Here is a 17,607-nt window from a genome sequence, read left to right on the forward strand (position 1 = left end):
ACGAGGTGGACGCACGTGGAAGCGGGCCTGCTTCCAAGGAGCGTGCTGGGGCCGGCATCGCACATGGTGCGGGCGGCGGAGGAGCGGATCAGGAGAGGGGGACGCCCGCGATCGCGATGCGCTCCATGACGCGTCGCTGCGGGAAGTAGTCGTTGATCGCGTAGTGCTGGACCGCGATGTTGTCCCAGATTGCGATGGAGTCAGGCTGCCAGCGGAAGCGGACCTGGTACTCGGGGACGCGGGCCTGGAGGACGAGCTCGTCGAGCAGCTCGCGGCTCTCGGTGTCGGACAGGCCGACGATCCGCGTCGTGAAGGGCTCGTTGACGTAGAGCACCCTGCGCCCGGACTGCGGGTGGCGGACGACCACCGGATGCTCCACCGGCGGCAGGTTCTCGCGCAGCGGGGCGATCTGGTCCTCGGTCATGGTCGACCCCCAGCTGGGCACCCAGTCGTGCACCGCGGTGAGTCCCTCGATCCGGTCCTTCAGGGACTCGGAGAGGTTGTCGTACGCGGCCTCCATGTCCGCCCACATCGTGTCGCCGCCGGCGGGGGGCACCTCGATGGCGCGCAGTACGGAACCCAGGGCGGGCGCGGCCATGAAGGAGTGGTCGCTGTGCCAGATGTTCTCGTTGCCGATCACCGCGGCGTCCTTGGCCAGGCGGGAGACACCGGCGGTGTCGGCCTGGGGGAAGAACGGGTTCGCCTCCCGCTCGCCCCAGACCCCGGCGAGCGCGACATGGTGCTCGGGGGTGAAGCGGTGCTGGCCGCGGAAGAAGATGACCTTCCACTCCAGCAGGGCCTGCCGCAGCTCGTCGGCGAGGCCGTCGCCGATCGGCTGCGAGAGGTCGAGGCCGGTGATCTCGGCACCGACGTGAGGGGTGAGCGGGGAGATGTCCAGAACCCGGTACTCGGTCTTGCGGGTGCCGGGAGCGGTGCGGTTCAGGACACGGTGCCCGTAGTGCATCAGGGGCTTGTCGAGGGCGGGCTTCGGGGTGACGACGGTCGTTGCCATGAGGGCTCCTCCGCGGTGACGAAACCAATTTCGTTAACGGGAGTATCGATATTGCGCCGCGTCGGAGCAAGGGTCTGTGCACGGAAAATTTCAGGACCGTCTAAGGCAGCCGACTCCGGTCAGGAGTGAGTCCCACGCTCAGGGCCGAACGCCGACAGCGCGGGCGACCAGCTCGACCAGCTCGTCCACCAGCCGCCTGTCGGGCAGCTCCTGCTCGCTCACCAGGCGGAACACCAGGGGCGCGGCCACCAGGGTCGCCGCGGTCCCGATATCGGTGTCGGGCCGTACCTCCCCGCGGTCGATGCCGCGCTCCAGGATGCGCCGGGTCTCGCCCATGACCCGGGCGGTGTAGGCCCCGTACGCGCTGCGCCCGGCTCCGGCCTCGGCCGCCAGGCCGACGACGCCGGCGATCAGGCGGTCGGTCCCAGGCCTGCGGTATGCCTCCATACGCGCGGTGAGCACCTCACGCAGCTCGGCGCGGAAGTCCCCCAGGTCGGGGACGGACAGCGGGCCGATACGCGACTCGGCGGCCGCGATGATCAGGTTCTGCTTGGTGGGCCAGCGCCGGTAGATGGCAGGCTTGCTCACCTCCGCACGCAGGGCCACCGCGTCCATCGTGACCGCGCTCATCCCCTGCTCCGCGACCAGCGCGACGACAGCGTCGAGCACCGCCCGGGTGACCCGCTCCTCCCGCGGGCGCCCCGGTCCCCGTACCTCGCCCCGACCCTGCTTCTCGACCATGCCCCGACTCTATGGGCTTTCGCCGCATGCCAACCACGCCGGGGCGCCGGTGCTCTCGTGGGCAGTCCGCGTGTACCGACCGGCGGGACCGCGGAGCACGGGCACGGCCTCAAGTCCAGGCCGCGGAGGGGGTGTTCCGGCCGGCCGGGCCCGGCCAGGGTGGTCGGGGCACGTCCCTGCCGCACCGGACCGCGCCCGTACGGCGCCTGGCTGCCGTATCCATGGCTCTCCGCCGAGGCCGGGCGACGAGTGTGCCACGGCGGCTGCCGAGGCACGGGACGCGTGATCCCGCACCGTCGCGCGCGCGGACGGAGTGAGTTCCCGGCCAAAGATCATTTACGGGAAAGCCCTGAGAGGTCGCTTCATTTGGTGGGTTGTCGGCCAGTGTCCGATACGAGTTGAGCCGGCCGACGATGCGCTGGTGACAGGGGAGACCCTCTGCCTCGTTGAGCAACGGCAGGATTCGGTCCAGGTCTGCGATGCACATGTGCAGGATCCTGTCGCGTCATACGTCGAGAGAACCGCCGTTGTGCAACCAGACGGACACGCACCCTGCGGTCTCGGCGTCGAGCAGGACCATGTCGATGCCTGCCAGTTCCGCACCACGTCGCAGCGGGGAAAGGGGCCCTCAGGTGTTCCTGCCACGGGCCACGACGGCTTCGGGCTCAGTAGTTCCCTTCACGTGACTCATCGTCGAACCGTATCTCCACGACGACGTGCTGTTCACCTGCTGAGGCGGTGTTGGCGGGCGGTCGAGCCGCTGCGAGTGGGCGGCGCTGTTACTTGTGCTCGCGGTGATTGTGCAGCCCTTTCGACCTTCGCGACCGATGCCGCCTGCCGCCTGTCGGCGGGCGGGAACTGCAGGCGCCCGGTGCGACGCTGGAGGGGAGCGATGCGGCTGTGGATACGGAAGCGGCCTACGCCCGCGCCAGGTGTTCCGGCCAGGTGGACGACCACGGGGCCTGCGAAGATGTATCCCTGTTCCGCGGCGTGTCTTCGGACCTGGTTGGCCAGTTGCCTTCCCAACTGGCCGCTGCAGGAGATGAGTTGGCGGTGCGCGTCAGGTGGCAGTTGGACGACGAACGCGTTGGGTGCCAGGGTGCGCTGCCGGTCGAGGATCAAGGCCAGTGGGATCAGTGTCTCCCACACGCCCGTGGGTCTGATCGAGTTGGGCGGTGTCCTTGGTCAGGTCGATGCGCAGTTCCTGCAGGCGGCGCGGGACGTGCACGGACCAGGTGGTGGCGCGGTAGAACCGCTTGATCTCGCCGAAGATGGTCGGCATCGCGGAGGTGGGGAACTCGGTGCCGCGCTGCACCAGGAACCGGTCGATGGCCTTGATCAGCCCGATGGCGCCGACCTGCAGCACGCCCTCGTAGGACTCGTTGCGCACGTTCATCCGCCCCAGGGCGTGGTGGACGAGCGCGAGGTTGTGCTGGACGAGGCAGTTGCGTACGTAGGAATGCTCCGGTGTGCCCTCCTCCAGCTCGTCGAGGCGGGCGAAGAGCGTCTTCGGCAGCGCGCGGGCATCGGGCCCGTCGATGCTCTGGGGTCGGGAAGGGGCGGGAGGCCCTGCAGGCCCGGCATGTCCGCCCGAGCGGCGTCCGGACCGGTGGTATGTGGGTCCGCGTACCAGGTCATGGGGCCGGGATTGCTGGAGACCGTGGTCGCCGTCGGCACTCCCGAAACGAGAAGGGCGCCCCCTGGCCGGGAGTGCGTCGTGGACAGGTTGCTACCCACCAACGCTCGTGACAAAGCTCCGCCAGCAGGACCTCATCGCCCGCCTCCAGCCCCAGAACATGCAGGACGTCATCGCCGACATCAGCCTCTTCCGACCGGGCCCCGTCGCCGGCGGCAGGCTCGCGAAATTCATCGCCGCCCGACACGGCGTCGAGCCACCGCACTACCCCCACCCCGACCTCAAGCCCATCCTCGACGACACCTCCGGGGTGGTGATCTGGCACGAGCAGATCATGGCGATCCTGTCCACGATGACCGGCTGCGACCGCGCGGCCGCCGACGTCGCCCGCCGCGCCCTCGCCGACCCCGACCGTCTCCCCAAGGTCGAGACCTGGTTCCTCACTACGAGCCGCGAGCGCGGCTACGCCGACACCGTCACCGCCGAAGTCTGGGCCGTCATCCGGGAGTTCGGGGCGTACGGGTTCTGCCGCGCGCACGCGGTCGCCTTCGCGGTTCCCGCGGTGCAGTCCGCGTGGCTCAAGGCCCACCACCCCGCCGGAGCGTCTCACCCGTTCAGGCAGGAGGGGAGTGTCGGGCCGATTTGGCCCTCCAGTTGCGCGTCCAGGAGATGAGCCTGTGCGGTGTCGCCAAGCGGCTCGTCGTCACCGCCGGCGTGAAGAATGGGCCAGCACCTCTCACCCGCCACTGTCATGCGGATGCTGCGCGAGCACGACGAGGAGGGCGCCACGGTGGCAAGCGCGTGATCCCCCGCTACTGTGCGGCTGGTGTCTGTGCGGGGCCTCCAAGGCCAGTTACTGGCGGGGTGTCGCGCATTCGGCGACAGAGGCGACCCTGGTCACCCGTTCGGAGCACGAGGGGACGCCTGGGGCGCAGAGGGCTGCGGTACTTGCATGGAGCAGTCAGGAGACCCCGGTATGGAACAGGCCGGGCGTTCCGCCAACGGCTGGAGGAGGCTCTCATGACACACGCCGTTACGAATCTGGCCCCCGTGGTCAATCTGGAGAAGTATCCCGTTTCGGAACTGGACGGCCCTGCCGGACAAGCGCTGGTTGACGAGGCACGGGCATCGTTCAACGACACCAGTCTGGTGGTCCTGGACGACTTCCTCCGGCCGGAGGCGGTCCGGCAGGTGGCGAAACGGTCTCTCAAGGACGCAGAGAGCCTCGGCTTCCGGTTCACCGGCAGCAACGACGTGTTCCTGGGCACGGGCGAGCCCGACGCCCCGGTGCACACACAAGTGGGCCGCGAGCACACCAAGACGACCCTGGCCTACGACCGCATTGACGAGTCCTCACCGCTCAAGGCGCTCTTCTGCAGCGAGCCGGTGCTCGCGTTCGTCCGCCGGGTCGTGGGCGGACCGGTGTACCGCTCCGCAGATCCGCTGGGCGCCATGACCGTCCACGTGCATCACGACGGTGACGAGCAGGACTGGCACTTCGATGTGTCGCAGTACACGATCGTCCTGCATATCCTGGCGCCCGAGAGCGGTGGCGTACTCGAGTACGTGCCCCGCTCCCGCGCACAGGCCGAACAGGACCAAGCTGCGCTGCGTGCTATCGCCGGGGGTGAGCGGCACCCTCTGGTCCACGGCCTGCCCACTGTCCCCGGCACGCTCGTCCTGCACTCCGGCAGGATCTCCATGCACCGCGTCACCCCGGTCGAGGGCGCAACACCGCGGATCAGCGCCACCATGTCCTACAACTCGGCGCCCGATGGACAGCTCAACGAATACACCCGGAGCCTGTACTTCGGCCGACGGTGGTAGCCAGCCCTTAACATGCAGCCCTCATGGTCACAGGCAACGACCGGGTCTGCGTAGGCCCCGTTGCCGGGCGGAGGTGGCAAGGCAGCTCACACCGTGGTGCGATCCTGCCCTGCCCTGCCCTGCCCTGCCCTGCCCTGCCCTGGCGGAGGCGGTAGGTGTGCGGTTCTGGTCAGGTGAGGGCGGTGGGTGCGAGGCGGATGGTGTGCGGCTGCTGCTGGGCCCGGATGCGGATCGGCCTGGGCTTGATGACGGCGTCGGGCTGTTCGACGGGGTGGGGGTCTGTGCGCGGCCACAGAGCCGCGCGAGGGCGACCGAGGGTGGCCGTTTGGGCGCTGGGGTCCTCGGACCAGAGCAGAAGGCCGATGGGGTCGGGCAGGTCGTTCACGTCCGTACCTCGCCCACGACTGCTCGCCCGGCGCGACCGCCGACGAGCTGACCCTCCACCGCAACAGCCTGCGCTACCGCCTGCGGCTGATCGAGCAGTTCACTGGGCCGTGACCTCGACCGCCTGGCCGACCGGATGGAGCTGTGGCTCGCGCTCGCGGCACTGGAGGCGGACCCCGCACCCAACGACCCGGCTCAGCGAGACACCGAGGAGCAGTGAGATGCCCCGCGGGGCATCTCACTCCTCCTCAGGGCGTCTCCCTGCGAGCCAATACACCTAGGCCGCGCCCAGGAGACCACCCTCGGTCCAGATGTGCCCGCACCCGGTGCAGTGCGCCACCGGGGTTCGTCCTTCACCGCCGTGGACGTCGATGGCGCCTCCGCATGGGCACGGCCGCTCGATGGTGCGGCGCTGCGAGGCGATGTCGAGGGCGCGCTCCACTCGGTCTGCGGCGCCGGGCCCGACGGTCTCGATGCGGCGCGCGTGCGCTGGCGTGATGGGCGCGCAGGGGCCGGGCTGGTGCTCGACGCGGGCGAGGAGCCACAGGGCGGTCCGTACGGCGTCGCGGTGGCCGGTGTGCCGCCATCGCTTCGGGTCCGCCAAGTCGGCTTGGGCCAGGGTGGCTTGGCGCCGCCGGTCCTTGTGCGCCAGGCGTGCGCGCCTCCCGCTCGCTCGTGTAGGTGGCGCGGCGCGCAGACGGCATGCCCGAAGGGGTGCGCTGCACGTCGCGTGGTGAGCGCGGCCTCGACGGCACGCATTGTGTCAAGGATCGCGAGCGACACCGAGGCGGGCGCTCGCCGAGCTGAGCGGGTCACGCTCCAGAGAACGGAGGTGCGCCGCCTTGTGGCGCTCGTACTCAGCCTGTTCGGCGTCGAGTTGGTCTGGGTCGCTTCGGTCGCTGCCGGGCGGGCTCGTCGACGCGGCCCGAAGTCATGACGCGGCAGAACCCTTGACCTTTAGCGACCCAGACCACATGATACGCCGTAGTATTGCTGGTCAGAGGGAGTATTGCAGTGGTTGGGTTGGCTGGACAGGTAGCGATCGTCACCGGGGCGGGCGGGGGCCTGGGGCGGGCGCATGCGCTCGCCCTCGCCGAACGCGGAGTGAAGGTGGTCGTCAACGACGTCGACGGTGACGGTTCGGGGGCCGCGGCAGTGGTGGCCGAGATCGTCGGTTCCGGCGGCGAGGCGGTTGCCTGCGAGGCCGACATCACCGATGTCGCCGCGGTTCAGGAGATGGTCGACGGCGCCGTGGAGCGCTGGGGCCGGGTCGACATCCTCATCAACAACGCTGGAATCCTGCGGGACAAGAGTTTCGCCAAGATGGATCTGGCGGACTTCCGCAAGGTGGTCGACGTCCACCTCATGGGTTCGGTGAACTGCACCAAGGCGGTCTGGCCGCACATGGTCGCGCAGGGCTACGGCCGGATTCTGATGACCACGTCGGCGTCCGGGATCTACGGCAACTTCGGGCAGGCGAACTACGGCGCGGCCAAGTCAGCGCTGGTGGGCCTGACCAACGTGCTCGCCATCGAGGGGGAGCGCAAAGGCATCCGGGTGAACGCCTTGGCGCCTACCGCCGCAACCCGGATGACGGACGGGCTGATCTCGGACGAGGACGCCGCCAAGCTCGGGCCGGAGACCATCGCTCCGGGTGCGGTCTTCTTGGTATCCGAGCAGGCGCCGAACGGCGTGGTCCTCGGTGCCGGGGCAGGCGTCTTCGCGGTGTCGCGAATGCTGGAGGCCAGCCCCGTCTTCCTGCCCGAGGCGGAACGCACCGCGGAGCACATTGCGGCCCGCTGGGACGAGATCTCCGACGTCAGTGACCCGCACACGCTGGGGTCCGCCTTCGACCAGACGAACCTGTACGTGGAGTTGGCGGAACGCGCGAGCGCGGAAATCCCGGCCTGATCTCTGGAGTGTCCTGATGCCGATGACCACCGCCGGGCGCATCCACGCCACGGCGACCCGGAAGGCGATGCTGCGGCTGGTGCCGATCCTGTGCCTCGCCTACTTCATGTCCTACGTCGACCGTACGAACATCGCGCTGGCGAAGACTCATCTGCAGGCGGATGTCGGGGTCAGCGTCGCTGCCTTCGGTCTCGGCGCCGGGCTGTTCTTCGTCACGTATGCCTTCCTTGAGGTGCCCAGCAACCTGATCATGTACCGGGTGGGGCCGCGGCGCTGGATCGCCCGGATCGCGATCACGTGGGGCATGGTCACCGCGCTGATGATGTTCATCAGCAACGAGGTGACCTTCTACATCGGGCGGATCGCGCTCGGCGCAGCCGAGGCCGGCCTGTATCCGGCGATGATGTTCATGGTGACGCAGTGGTTCGCCCAGAAGGACCGGGCGACAGCGATCGGCTACATCTACCTCGCAGCCACGTTGGGGATCTTCCTCGGGAGTCCGCTCGGTGGCGGCCTGATGGAGCTCGACTCCCTGGGCGGTCTGCAGGGTTGGCAGTGGATGTTCCTGATCGAGGGGCTGGTCACCATGGTCGTGGGGCTCGTCGTTCTCGTGGTTCTGCCCGAGCAGCCCGCGGACGCGAAGTGGCTCACGGCGCAGGAGGCGGCCGCCCTGACCGAGCGGGCGGGCGCCGGTGCGGACGCGGACGGTGGGCATTCTCTCCGCGGCAACATGGGGAAGGCATTCGGCCGGCCGTTCCTTCTGCTCATCGGGCTGATCTACTTCTTCAACCAGATCACCATCAACGGCGTCACCTTTAACGTGCCGTCGATCATCGAGTCGCTCGGCATCAGCGGTTCCTTCCTCATCGGTCTACTCAGCGGTGTGACCGGCATCGGCGGAACCATCGGCGTGCTGCTCATGCCGGCGCTCTTCCGTCGCCGGCCCCGCGAGGCGTTCACCATCGGCGCCCTGGCCGTGGGCTGCGGAGTGGGGGCAGCGGTCTTCCTCGCGGTCCCCTCGCCCGTGATCCGCATCCTGCTGATAGGCGTGCTTGCGGTGCTGATGATCGGCACGTTGCCGATCTTCTGGGCGGTGGCCATGGCCCGGATGTCCGGAGTGGTGGCCGCCGCGGGCCTGGCGTTCATCAACACCCTTGGCCTGACCGGCGGTTTCGTCGGCCCGTATCTGTTCGGAATCGCTGAGTCCGAGTCCAAGGATCCGGCCTCAGGCTTCTACATCGTGATCGTCGTGTCCCTCATCGGTGGCGTTCTCGCAGTGGCCCTGCACCGGGCGCTGCGCCACGAGGACGACAAGACCGCGGCAGCCGAGAGCGTCGTCGGTCGCCAGGAGCCCGTTGCCGGGCGTGAGCCGGAGGTCCGGCTGTGACTTTCCGCCCCGAGGACGGTTTCCCGCTGTCCGAGATTCCGAAGACGTATGCCGCCGACATGGGCGACACCGTCGTAGTACGCGCCGATGCAGACACCCTGACGTGGGAACAGCTGTATCGACGCAGTAACAGCATGGCGCGGGGGCTGATCGCCGCAGGAGCGGCGCCCGGCCGGATCGTGACCCTGCTGCTGCCCAACTCCACCGATCTGATCGTCTCCGTGTTCGCCTGCTACAAGGCCGGGGCCACTCCGCAGGTCCTCTCGCCCCGCACGACTCCGGCCGAACGCGATGCCATCCTCAAGATCGGGGCGCCGGCCGTCGTGGTCGTCGAACCGGACGGTCCAGTGGATGATCCGGCCGGTGCGGTCACCGTCCTGGATCTGAGCGACGGACAGCCCGACGCCGACATGGAGCCACGACTCGCGACGTCATGGAAGGCGCCCACCTCTGGCGGCTCCACGGGGAGGCCCAAGATCATCATCTCCGGGCGCCCGGCAGTGACCTCTGGCTTCGACCCGGACGTGTGGGGCATCGAGCCCGGTGACCACTCGCTGATCACCGCACCGCTGCACCATAACGCGCCGTTCGGGACCGCAATGTCGACGATCTTCCTCGGCGGATCGGTGACCCTGCTGACCAGATTCGACGCCGAACGCACCCTGGCCACCATCGATGAATACGAGGTGACCTGGGTGTATCTGGTACCCACCATGATGCGCCGGATCATGGCCCTTCCGGACGAGGTACGGCGCAGGTATTCGCTCCACTCCCTGCGCTCGGCCTGGCATTGCGCCGAACCCTGCCCCGCATGGCTGAAGCGGAAATGGATCGAATGGCTGGGGCCGGAGCGGCTCTGGGAGCTGTACGCCGGAACCGAAGCCGAGGCCGGCTGCACCATCCGCGGCGACGAGTGGCTTGCGCATGTCGGTTCGGTGGGTCAGGTCACCTGGGGTGAGATGAAGCTGCTCGATCCCGACGGCAACGAGATCACCTCCCCGGAGACCTCCGGTGAAGTCTTCATGCGGGTCTCCCCGGGGACCGACGCCACGTACTACTACATCGGCGCCGAGCCGCACACGCGCGACGGTTGGTCCTCGCTCGGCGACATGGGACGGTTCGACGCCGACGGCTACCTCTATCTGCATGATCGTCGTTCCGACATGATCACCGTGGGTGGTGTGAACGTGTACCCGGCCGAGGTCGAGGCCGCCCTGATCGAGCACGAGCAGGTGCTGACCGCTGTGCTGATCGGTCTGCCCGACGCCGATACCGGCAACCGCCTGCACGCGATCGTGCAAACACCGGAATCAGGGGGTGCCACCGAGGCAGAGCTGCGCGGCTTCCTCGCCGACCGGCTCTCCCGGTACAAGCAGCCCGCGACCATCGAACTGGTCCATCAGTCCCTGCGCGACGATGCCGGCAAGGTCCGGCGATCGGCACTGCGCGCCGAACGCATCACGAAGGTCTCGCCATGAGCACACCCGATCTGTTCAACGTCTCCGGCAAGAAGGTCCTGATCACCGGCGGCGCCCGCGGCATCGGCCGGATGATCGCGGAGGGCCTGTTGCGCGCCGGCGCCGTCGTCCACATATCCACCCGGAAGCCGGAGGCGGCGGACGAAGCCGCCCACGCGCTGTCCGAATTTGGAGAAGTCCACGCGTACGCCGCCGACATCGCCACCGAACAGGGCTGCCGCGACCTGATCGATGCCGTGGCCGCGGACACCGACCACCTCGACGCACTGGTGAACAACGCGGGCGCCACCTGGGGAGCGCCCTTCGATGAATTCCCCGACGCAGCCTGGGACAAGGTCCTCGGAGTCAACGTCAAGACACCGTTCGTCCTCGCCAAGCTGGCCCGCCCCATGCTGGAAGCCGCGGCGGCCGGCGGGGCACCGGCGCGGATCATCAACATCGGGTCGATCGACGGACTGGCGGTCCCGAACTACGAGAATTACTCGTACTCGGCAGCCAAGGCCGCGATCCACCACCTGACCCGGCACATGGCGGCGAACCTGGCGCCGTCGATCCTGGTCAACGCGATCGCGCCCGGGCCGTTCCCGACCAAGATGATGAAGTGGGCGCTCAAGGAGCGGGGCGACGCGATCGCCGCCGCCAACCCGCTGCGCCGGATCGGGCATCCGGACGACCTCACCGGCGTCGTCACCTTCCTCCTCTCCCGGGCCGGTTCGTACATCACCGGCACCGTCATCCCGGTCGACGGCGGACTCACCACGACCATGTCCGTCGCCCTCGACCCGACCCAGGAAGCCTGAATCATGCGTGAAGCAGTAGTGGTGTCCACCGCTCGAACCCCGATCGGCCGGGCATACCGCGGGGTGTTCAACGACACCCAGGGACAGACCCTGGCGGCACACGCCATCGCCGCCGCAGTGGAGCGGGCAGGCGTGGAACCCGGTGAAGTGGAAGACGTAGTTCTCGGCTGCGCGATGCAGGAGGGCTCCACCGGCTACAACGTGGCTCGGCAGGCCGCGCTGCGCGCGGGACTTCCGGTCACGGTGCCCGGCATGAGCGTCGACCGCCAGTGCGCATCCGGCCTCATGGCCATCGCCACCGCGGCCAAGGAGATCGTCACGGACGGCCTGCAGATCACGGTCGGCGGCGGAGTCGAGTCCATCAGCCTGGTGCAGAACGACCACCGCAATTCCTTCCGTGCACAGGATCCGTGGCTCATGGAGCACGGCCATGACGTGTACGTCTCCATGCTGGAGACCGCAGAGAACGTGGCCGAGCGCTACCGCATCTCCCGCGAGGCGCAGGACGCGTACGCCCTGGAATCACAGCGCCGCACCGTGGCTGCCCAGAAGGCCGGGCTGTTCGCCGACGAGATCGTGCCCTTCTCCGGCACCAAGCTGGTCACCGGTGCCGACGGCCAACCAGCCGTCGAGGACTTCCGGCTTGAGCTGGATGAGGGCAACCGCCCATCGACTACGACCGAGGGCCTTGCCTCGCTCCGGGCCGTGCTGCCGGACCGTCCCGGTCATGCGGCCACGGTCTCGGCCGGCAACGCCTCGCAACTGTCCGACGGCGGCGCCGCGGTCGTACTCATGGAAGCCGGCGAAGCGACCAGGCGCGGCGTTGCACCCCTCGGCACCTACCGGGGCATCGCGGTCGCCGGATGTGAACCGGACGAGATGGGCGTCGGTCCGGTGTTCGCGATTCCGAAACTCCTCAGGCAGCACGGGCTCGGAGTCGACGACATCGACCTGTGGGAACTGAACGAAGCCTTCGCCTCGCAGGCCCTGTACTGCCGCGACCGGCTGGGCATCGACCCGGAGAAGTACAACGTCAACGGCGGCGCGATCGCCATCGGCCATCCCTACGGAATGAGCGGCGCCCGGATGGTCGGGCACGCGCTCCGCGAAGGGCGACGCCGGTCAGCCCGGTACGTCGTGATCACGATGTGCATCGGCGGTGGCATGGGCGCGGCCGGACTCTTCGAGCTCTAGACCCGTAGAGCACTACGCATGGCCGCGCCACCGGCCAGCGCAGAATCGGGCACGGCTATGCTGCGTCGAAGCGCCGGCCACGGCATCGTTCCTGGAGAAAGACGTATGAAAACTGAACAATTCGGGGTCGATGCAGGAGCGCACGACGCAGCCCGCACCATCATCCTCGACGCCGCCGCGGACGTCTTCCAACGCCAGGGCTTCACACGCACCACCGTCGACGACATCGCCGATGCAATCGACGCCACCAAGGGACGGGTCTACTACTACTTCCGGTCCAAGTTCGACATCTTCCTGGCCGTGTACGAACACGGCATGCGGAAAGTCCGCGAAGCCGTTGAACCATTGGCGGAGAGCCCCGGCACCGGCCGCGACCGCCTCAGGGCCATGGCCGTCGCGCACATCGAGAACCTGATGGTCTACCCGGGCTACCACAACACGATCCACCAGGGCGTGCACGGCCAGGCCACAACCGCACTCAAGCCCCGGCAACTCGAAAGGCTCGCAGAGCTCAACCGCACGCGCGAGGACTACGAGTTGATGTTCCGGCACGTGGTGACTGAGGGCATGGCAGACGGAACCCTGCGCGCCGAGGACCCGAAGCTGGCTGCACGGGTACTGCTGAGCTGCCTCAACGCCACCGACATGTGGTTCCAGCCGCGACCGGGCCAGACCACCGCCGAACTCCACGACCTGGCGGTACGGATTGCCGACCTCGTGATCGGCGGCCTCGACCAGTAGGAGCCGCCAGAGTGCCATTGCAGCAGGTAGCCGCCCACGCGGGATGACACGACAGGCCACCACTCCCACCAGGACCCCGGCCCTATGCCTGACCAGCAGAAAACGCCGCCCTCAGGTTCGGAACGGCAACCGTCGAGTTCCAACGGGCCTGGGTGGAGGAAGAGCAAGCAGCACGAGACCACCGAGGCTCGCCGGTGCGGTGCGCGCAGAGCGTAGACAGGGCAGGCGTGGCGCATGTGGAACTCGCACGAGAGGCGCTGCTCACCTGAACGACGTCTGGAACCGTTTCGATCAACGAAGCCGCAGCGCCCACCCTCTGGGCGGGCGCTGCATCTTTCCCTGATTTGTCCAGCCGGGCGGCGGTGAGACGCTCCGTCGATCCGAAGTGGCTGTGTACATGGGGACAGCGCACAGGCGTAGGGCCAAGTGGTGTCAGACGAGTGCCGCCGCCGCCCTTTCAACACCGTACGGTGCGTGGCCGGATGTCTGGCCGTACCCCTAATTCACAGGACCTTGAGTTCCTCGGTGATCTCGGCCACGGAGGACTTCGCGTCACCAAAGAGCATCGATGTCTTTCGGTCGTAGTACAACTCGTTCTCAATGCCGGCGAATCCGGGGTTCATCGAGCGTTTGAGTACGATGACGGACTGTGCGTGGTCCACGTCGAGGATCGGCATCCCGTAGATGGGCGAGCTGGGATTTGAGCGGGCGGCGGGGTTGGTGACGTCGTTGGCACCGATCACGAGGACCACATCGGTCCGGCCGAACTCTCCGTTGATCTCATCCATCTCCTTGAGCTGTTTGTACGGCACGTCGGCTTCGGCAAGCAGCACGTTCATGTGCCCCGGCATCCGCCCGGCAACCGGGTGGATGGCGTGCTTCACCTCCACACCGCGCTGCTCAAGAAGGCCGGCCATCTCGCGCACGGCGTGCTGAGCCTGTGCCACGGCCATGCCGTAGCCGGGAACGACGACCACCTGGCTCGCGTAGGCCATCTGAATCGCCGCGTCGGCGGCACTGGTCTGCCGGACCGTCTGATCCGCCGGCCCGTCACCCGGGCCCGCTGCGGCACCCGTTCCACCGAACCCTCCAGCGATGATGGCAGGAATCGACCGGTTCATCGCCTTGGCCATCAGGTTGGTCAGGATGGTGCCGGACGCACCGACGATCATGCCCGCCACGATCATCACCGTGTTGTCCAGCGCCAGGCCGGTGGCCGCGGCGGACAGCCCCGTCAGCGCGTTCAGCAGCGAGATCACCACCGGCATGTCAGCACCACCGATCGGTAGCACCACCATCACACCGAGCACCGCCGACGCGGCCAGGAGCCCGACGATGAGAAGCTCGGATCCCTGGTTCATTCCGGAACCTATGGCTACTGCACATCCGACCGAGAGGACGAGCAGGACCAGGTTGAGCAGCTGTTGGCCCCGGCCGAGGCTGATCGGCCTGCCGGGCAGGATCTCCTGCAGCTTGCCGAAGGCGATCAGCGATCCCCAGAACGACACCGAGCCGACGATTGCGGCGAACAGCGAGGTGACGGTGACATACTCGGCCACTGTCGCGTAGCCGTGGCTGTGCCGGAACTCCACCCATGAAATCAGGGCGACGGCCCCGCCGCCGACTCCGTTGAACAGGGCCACCATCTGCGGCATGGCGGTCATCTTCACGCGTCGCGCCGCGGGCACCCCGACCACCGTCCCGATCACCAGGCCGAGCACGATCAGCCACCAGTTCCGCATCCCCGGGGTCAACAGGGTGGCCACGACGGCGATCACCATGCCGATGCCTGCCGTGAGATTGCCGCGTACTGCCGTACGCGGCCCGGTCAGACCCGCGAGCCCGTGGATGAACAAGGAAAACGCGATGATGTAGAGAATCGTGATCAGCTCACTCATGGCCAACCACCTTTGCTGCTCCGGCCGTAGCGGCGGTTTCGGTACCGCTGTTCGGCTTCCTCTTGAACATTCCGAGCATCCGGTCCGTCACCAGGAAACCGCCGACCACATTGATGGTGCCGAAGGCGATGGCGACGACCATGAGCACCTGGTCGAACACGCTCGACGCGGTGCGGGCGAGGACCAGGCCGCCGAGCAGGACGATGCCGTGGATCGCATTGGTACCGGACATCAGGGGGGTGTGCAGGGTGTTGGGAACCTTGGAGATCACGGCGTGGCCGACGAAGCCGGCCAGCACCAGGATCGCCAGGTAGGCAAGGAGCATCATCGGGTCTCCGTCAACTGGTCACTGTTTTCTGTCACGCGGCACGCGGCGAGGATCTCGTCGGAAAAGTCCGGCTTGAACTCTCCGTCGGCCACCATGAGTTCGAGCAGTGCCTGCACATTGCGGGCGTACAGCTCGCTGGCATGCTCGGGCATCGTCGCCGGCAGGTTCAGGGGTGAGCAGACAGTGACGTCGTGCCGCACCACCGTCTCGCCGGGAACGGTGAGTTCGCAGTTGCCGCCGGTGTCCCCAGCAAGATCGACGACCACGCTGCCGGGCCGCATCTGCCGCACGGCCTCGGCTGTGACCAGCCTCGGTGCCGGGCGCCCCGGGACGAGCGCGGTGGTGATCACGGCGTCGAAGCCGGAGATGGCCTCGGCCAACCGCCTCTGCTGCTCTGCTTGTTCCTCTGCGGTCAGTGCGCGGGCATAGCCGCCGTCGCCGGCCGCCTCGACGCCCAACTCAAGCCACTGCGCACCCAGCGACCGGACCTGTTCGGCGACTTCCGGCCTCACGTCGAATCCGGTGGTGCGTGCGCCCAGGCGCTTTGCTGTGGCCAGCGCCTGGAGGCCCGCGACTCCCACGCCCAGTACGAGGACGGTTGCCGGCTTCACCGTTCCGGCGGCCGTGGTGAGCATGGGAAAGAAGCGGGTGGAGCGTTCTGCGGCGAGCAGGACCGCTTTGTAGCCGGCGACGTTGGCCTGGGAGGAGAGCGCATCCATGGACTGCGCCCTGGAGATCCGGGGCACTGCCTCCATCGCCAGTCCGGTGACGTCGGCCCGGCGCAGTTCGTCCGCGATCTCGGGACTGGTGCGTGGCGCCAGGAAACCGACCACGGTGGACCCTCGTTTCAGCAGGCCGATCTCGTGGGCCGTGGGTGGGTTCACCTTCACCACGACGTCAGCCGACCACGGATCACCGATCGTGGCTCCTGCTTCCTTGTAACTCGCGTCGGGGATCAGCGCCCCACCACCGGCCCCGCCTTCGACCACCACGGCGAGTCCCAGGGCGTGCAGCCGCTCGACCACCTTGGGCACTAGTGCGACGCGGCATTCATCTGTCGCGGTCTCCCGAGGGACTCCGATCAGCGTCATGTTTCTTCTTCCTGGCTATGAGTGGGCAGGGCGTTTCGCCGTCGACGGCGTGGTGTCGCCGGAGGCCGGCACGGCGGCCGCGAGAGCACGTATCGTCTCGGCCGCGACCGGCAGGCTTGTGCCGCGTCCGACGGCGACACCCAGCAGGTATGTGGTGAGCGGCGCGGCGGGCCGTGCGACCTGGTGCGCCACGACCGACGCGAGGTCCAGCAGCGCGTCGCGGTCAAGTACGTCCCCACGCAGACCGAGCTCGGCAGCCGCCCGAGTGGTCCAACTGTCCAGTCGATTCATGGCCGTTGCACCACGCGACGGACCAGTGTCGCGGCCTCGCTCGGTGTCCTTCCGACGAGCACGCCCGCGGCCTCCAGCGCCTGCCGCTTGGCCTGCGCGGTACCCGAAGAGCCGGAGATGATGGCACCGGCGTGGCCCATCGTCTTGCCCTCCGGAGCGGTGAAGCCGGCGACGTAGCCGATCACTGGCTTCGTGACGTGCTCGTGGATGTAGGCGGCGGCGCGTTCCTCGGCATCGCCGCCGATCTCACCGATCATGACGATGACGTCGGTCTCCGGGTCGTCCTGGAAGGCACGGAGCGCGTCGATGTGGGTCGTGCCGATGACCGGGTCCCCGCCGATCCCGACGCAGGTGGAGAACCCGATGTCACGCAGCTCGTACATCATTTGGTAGGTGAGCGTGCCGGATTTGGAGACCAGGCCTATCCGTCCCGGACCGCTGATGTCCGCTGGGATGATGCCCGCGTTGGACTTGCCGGGACTGATGACGCCGGGACAGTTCGGGCCGATGACGCGCGTCACGTTGCCCTTCGCAGTGGTGTGGGCCCAGATGGCGGCCGCATCGTGAACGGGGACACCCTCGGTGATCACGACGCACATGCCGACACCCGCGTCGATCGCTTCGACGACGGCGTCCTTGGTGAACGCGGGCGGCACGAACGCCACGGAGACATCGGCCCCGGTGACGTCCATCGCCTCCGCCACCGTGCCGAAGACCGGGACGGGTGTGCCGCCGACATCGACCTTCTGACCGGCCTTACGGGGGTTCACACCACCGACGACGGTCGTTCCGGCGGCGCACATCTTGGCGGTGTGCTTCATGCCTTCGGCGCCGGTCATGCCCTGGACGATCACCTTGCTGTGTTCGGTCAGAAAGATGGCCATCGCC

General features: G+C 68.0%; 19 protein-coding genes and 1 pseudogene. 9 read left to right on the forward strand and 11 right to left on the reverse strand.

Translation table 11 applies throughout. The annotated features are described in order from the left end of the window. Positions 1-88: 88 nt before the first annotated feature. The 4 genes from QIS99_RS25515 to QIS99_RS32395 form a co-directional block, all read right to left on the reverse strand. On the reverse strand, positions 89-1,012 hold the full coding sequence (locus QIS99_RS25515) for a TauD/TfdA dioxygenase family protein (RefSeq protein ID WP_282515991.1): 924 nt from the start codon (positions 1,010-1,012) through the stop codon (positions 89-91). A 138-nt stretch (positions 1,013-1,150) separates the two neighbouring features. Continuing rightward, positions 1,151-1,753 carry a TetR/AcrR family transcriptional regulator gene (locus QIS99_RS25520; RefSeq protein ID WP_282515992.1) on the reverse strand — a complete coding sequence of 201 codons (603 nt, stop codon included), beginning with the start codon at positions 1,751-1,753 and terminating at the stop codon, positions 1,151-1,153. Between the two features lie 723 nt (positions 1,754-2,476). Continuing rightward, entirely contained in the window at positions 2,477-2,902 is a 426-nt protein-coding gene (locus QIS99_RS32390) for an FhaA domain-containing protein (RefSeq protein WP_408909632.1), read from the reverse strand. Next, entirely contained in the window at positions 2,814-3,149 is a 336-nt protein-coding gene (locus QIS99_RS32395; protein WP_408909633.1) for a sigma factor, read from the reverse strand. Before QIS99_RS32395 ends, QIS99_RS32390 begins: the two co-directional genes overlap by 89 nt. Positions 3,150-3,513: 364 nt before the next feature. Between QIS99_RS32395 and QIS99_RS25530 the strand changes: the two are divergent. Both QIS99_RS25530 and QIS99_RS25535 read left to right on the forward strand, forming a co-directional pair. Further along, positions 3,514-3,987 (forward strand): annotated as a pseudogene (locus QIS99_RS25530) (DNA polymerase III subunit alpha); the annotation flags it as partial. A gap of 422 nt (positions 3,988-4,409) precedes the next feature. Next, a complete protein-coding gene (locus QIS99_RS25535; protein ID WP_282515993.1) occupies positions 4,410-5,216 on the forward strand; it encodes a HalD/BesD family halogenase in 807 nt (268 codons plus the stop codon). 169 nt (positions 5,217-5,385) lie between these two features. Here QIS99_RS25535 and QIS99_RS25540 read toward each other — a convergent pair whose 3' ends face one another. Beyond that, on the reverse strand, positions 5,386-5,601 hold the full coding sequence (locus QIS99_RS25540) for a hypothetical protein (RefSeq protein ID WP_282515994.1): 216 nt from the start codon (positions 5,599-5,601) through the stop codon (positions 5,386-5,388). A gap of 47 nt (positions 5,602-5,648) precedes the next feature. Between QIS99_RS25540 and QIS99_RS25545 the strand changes: the two genes are divergently transcribed. Continuing rightward, complete coding sequence (locus QIS99_RS25545) at positions 5,649-5,714, forward strand: helix-turn-helix domain-containing protein (protein ID WP_282516045.1); 66 nt, start codon at positions 5,649-5,651, stop codon at positions 5,712-5,714. A 163-nt stretch (positions 5,715-5,877) separates the two neighbouring features. Here QIS99_RS25545 and QIS99_RS25550 read toward each other — a convergent pair whose 3' ends face one another. Next, entirely contained in the window at positions 5,878-6,204 is a 327-nt protein-coding gene (locus QIS99_RS25550) for a hypothetical protein (RefSeq protein WP_282515995.1), read from the reverse strand. A 419-nt stretch (positions 6,205-6,623) separates the two neighbouring features. On the opposite strand from QIS99_RS25550, the gene QIS99_RS25555 reads away from it, so the two are divergent. The 6 genes from QIS99_RS25555 to QIS99_RS25580 all read left to right on the forward strand — a co-directional run bounded on the left by QIS99_RS25555 (position 6,624) and on the right by QIS99_RS25580 (position 13,111). Next, positions 6,624-7,511 carry an SDR family NAD(P)-dependent oxidoreductase gene (locus QIS99_RS25555; RefSeq protein WP_408909634.1) on the forward strand — a complete coding sequence of 296 codons (888 nt, stop codon included), beginning with the start codon at positions 6,624-6,626 and terminating at the stop codon, positions 7,509-7,511. A gap of 16 nt (positions 7,512-7,527) precedes the next feature. Beyond that, entirely contained in the window at positions 7,528-8,898 is a 1,371-nt protein-coding gene (locus tag QIS99_RS25560; protein ID WP_282515997.1) for an MFS transporter, read from the forward strand. Beyond that, positions 8,895-10,376 carry an AMP-binding protein gene (locus QIS99_RS25565; protein ID WP_282515998.1) on the forward strand — a complete coding sequence of 494 codons (1,482 nt, stop codon included), beginning with the start codon at positions 8,895-8,897 and terminating at the stop codon, positions 10,374-10,376. Before QIS99_RS25560 ends, QIS99_RS25565 begins: the two co-directional genes overlap by 4 nt. Further along, entirely contained in the window at positions 10,373-11,176 is an 804-nt protein-coding gene (locus QIS99_RS25570) for an SDR family oxidoreductase (protein WP_282515999.1), read from the forward strand. Before QIS99_RS25565 ends, QIS99_RS25570 begins: the two co-directional genes overlap by 4 nt. 3 nt (positions 11,177-11,179) lie before the next feature. Further along, entirely contained in the window at positions 11,180-12,370 is a 1,191-nt protein-coding gene (locus QIS99_RS25575) for an acetyl-CoA C-acyltransferase (protein WP_282516000.1), read from the forward strand. Between the two features lie 105 nt (positions 12,371-12,475). After that, positions 12,476-13,111 carry a TetR/AcrR family transcriptional regulator gene (locus tag QIS99_RS25580; RefSeq protein ID WP_282516001.1) on the forward strand — a complete coding sequence of 212 codons (636 nt, stop codon included), beginning with the start codon at positions 12,476-12,478 and terminating at the stop codon, positions 13,109-13,111. Between the two features lie 503 nt (positions 13,112-13,614). Here the strand turns inward: QIS99_RS25580 and QIS99_RS25585 are convergent. From QIS99_RS25585 to sucD, 5 genes are read right to left on the reverse strand one after another with little or no spacing between them, the layout of a single operon-like run. Beyond that, positions 13,615-15,009, reverse strand: a complete 1,395-nt coding sequence (locus QIS99_RS25585) for an NAD(P)(+) transhydrogenase (Re/Si-specific) subunit beta (protein ID WP_282516002.1) — start codon at positions 15,007-15,009, stop codon at positions 13,615-13,617. Next, a complete protein-coding gene (locus QIS99_RS25590) occupies positions 15,002-15,337 on the reverse strand; it encodes an NAD(P) transhydrogenase subunit alpha (protein ID WP_282516003.1) in 336 nt (111 codons plus the stop codon). The genes QIS99_RS25585 and QIS99_RS25590 overlap by 8 nt, the downstream gene beginning before the upstream one ends. Next, positions 15,334-16,428, reverse strand: coding sequence for a Re/Si-specific NAD(P)(+) transhydrogenase subunit alpha (locus tag QIS99_RS25595; protein ID WP_282516004.1), 1,095 nt, complete (start codon positions 16,426-16,428; stop codon positions 15,334-15,336). The genes QIS99_RS25590 and QIS99_RS25595 overlap by 4 nt, the downstream gene beginning before the upstream one ends. Positions 16,429-16,443: 15 nt before the next feature. Further along, positions 16,444-16,719, reverse strand: coding sequence for a DUF6457 domain-containing protein (locus QIS99_RS32215; protein ID WP_349017327.1), 276 nt, complete (start codon positions 16,717-16,719; stop codon positions 16,444-16,446). Continuing rightward, complete coding sequence (gene sucD, locus QIS99_RS25605; protein ID WP_282516005.1) at positions 16,716-17,603, reverse strand: succinate--CoA ligase subunit alpha; 888 nt, start codon at positions 17,601-17,603, stop codon at positions 16,716-16,718. The genes QIS99_RS32215 and sucD overlap by 4 nt, the downstream gene beginning before the upstream one ends. Positions 17,604-17,607 lie beyond the last annotated feature (4 nt).

The organism is Streptomyces solicavernae, assembly GCF_029968095.1.
In the GTDB taxonomy this organism is placed as follows: domain Bacteria; phylum Actinomycetota; class Actinomycetes; order Streptomycetales; family Streptomycetaceae; genus Streptomyces; species Streptomyces solicavernae.

What these genes read in the sequence shown, in the direction of transcription:
- QIS99_RS25515 (WP_282515991.1), bottom strand. Translation starts at nt 1,012, where the DNA reads ATGGCAACGACCGTCGTCACCCCGAAGCCCGCCCTCGACAAGCCCCTG.
- QIS99_RS25520 (WP_282515992.1), bottom strand. Translation starts at nt 1,753, where the DNA reads ATGGTCGAGAAGCAGGGTCGGGGCGAGGTACGGGGACCGGGGCGCCCG.
- QIS99_RS32395 (WP_408909633.1), bottom strand. Translation starts at nt 3,149, where the DNA reads ATGAACGTGCGCAACGAGTCCTACGAGGGCGTGCTGCAGGTCGGCGCC.
- QIS99_RS25535 (WP_282515993.1), top strand. Translation starts at nt 4,410, where the DNA reads ATGACACACGCCGTTACGAATCTGGCCCCCGTGGTCAATCTGGAGAAG.
- QIS99_RS25560 (WP_282515997.1), top strand. Translation starts at nt 7,528, where the DNA reads ATGCCGATGACCACCGCCGGGCGCATCCACGCCACGGCGACCCGGAAG.
- QIS99_RS25570 (WP_282515999.1), top strand. Translation starts at nt 10,373, where the DNA reads ATGAGCACACCCGATCTGTTCAACGTCTCCGGCAAGAAGGTCCTGATC.
- QIS99_RS25575 (WP_282516000.1), top strand. Translation starts at nt 11,180, where the DNA reads ATGCGTGAAGCAGTAGTGGTGTCCACCGCTCGAACCCCGATCGGCCGG.
- QIS99_RS25580 (WP_282516001.1), top strand. Translation starts at nt 12,476, where the DNA reads ATGAAAACTGAACAATTCGGGGTCGATGCAGGAGCGCACGACGCAGCC.
- QIS99_RS25585 (WP_282516002.1), bottom strand. Translation starts at nt 15,009, where the DNA reads ATGAGTGAGCTGATCACGATTCTCTACATCATCGCGTTTTCCTTGTTC.
- QIS99_RS25590 (WP_282516003.1), bottom strand. Translation starts at nt 15,337, where the DNA reads ATGATGCTCCTTGCCTACCTGGCGATCCTGGTGCTGGCCGGCTTCGTC.
- QIS99_RS25595 (WP_282516004.1), bottom strand. Translation starts at nt 16,428, where the DNA reads ATGACGCTGATCGGAGTCCCTCGGGAGACCGCGACAGATGAATGCCGC.
- QIS99_RS32215 (WP_349017327.1), bottom strand. Translation starts at nt 16,719, where the DNA reads ATGAATCGACTGGACAGTTGGACCACTCGGGCGGCTGCCGAGCTCGGT.
- sucD (WP_282516005.1), bottom strand. Translation starts at nt 17,603, where the DNA reads ATGGCCATCTTTCTGACCGAACACAGCAAGGTGATCGTCCAGGGCATG.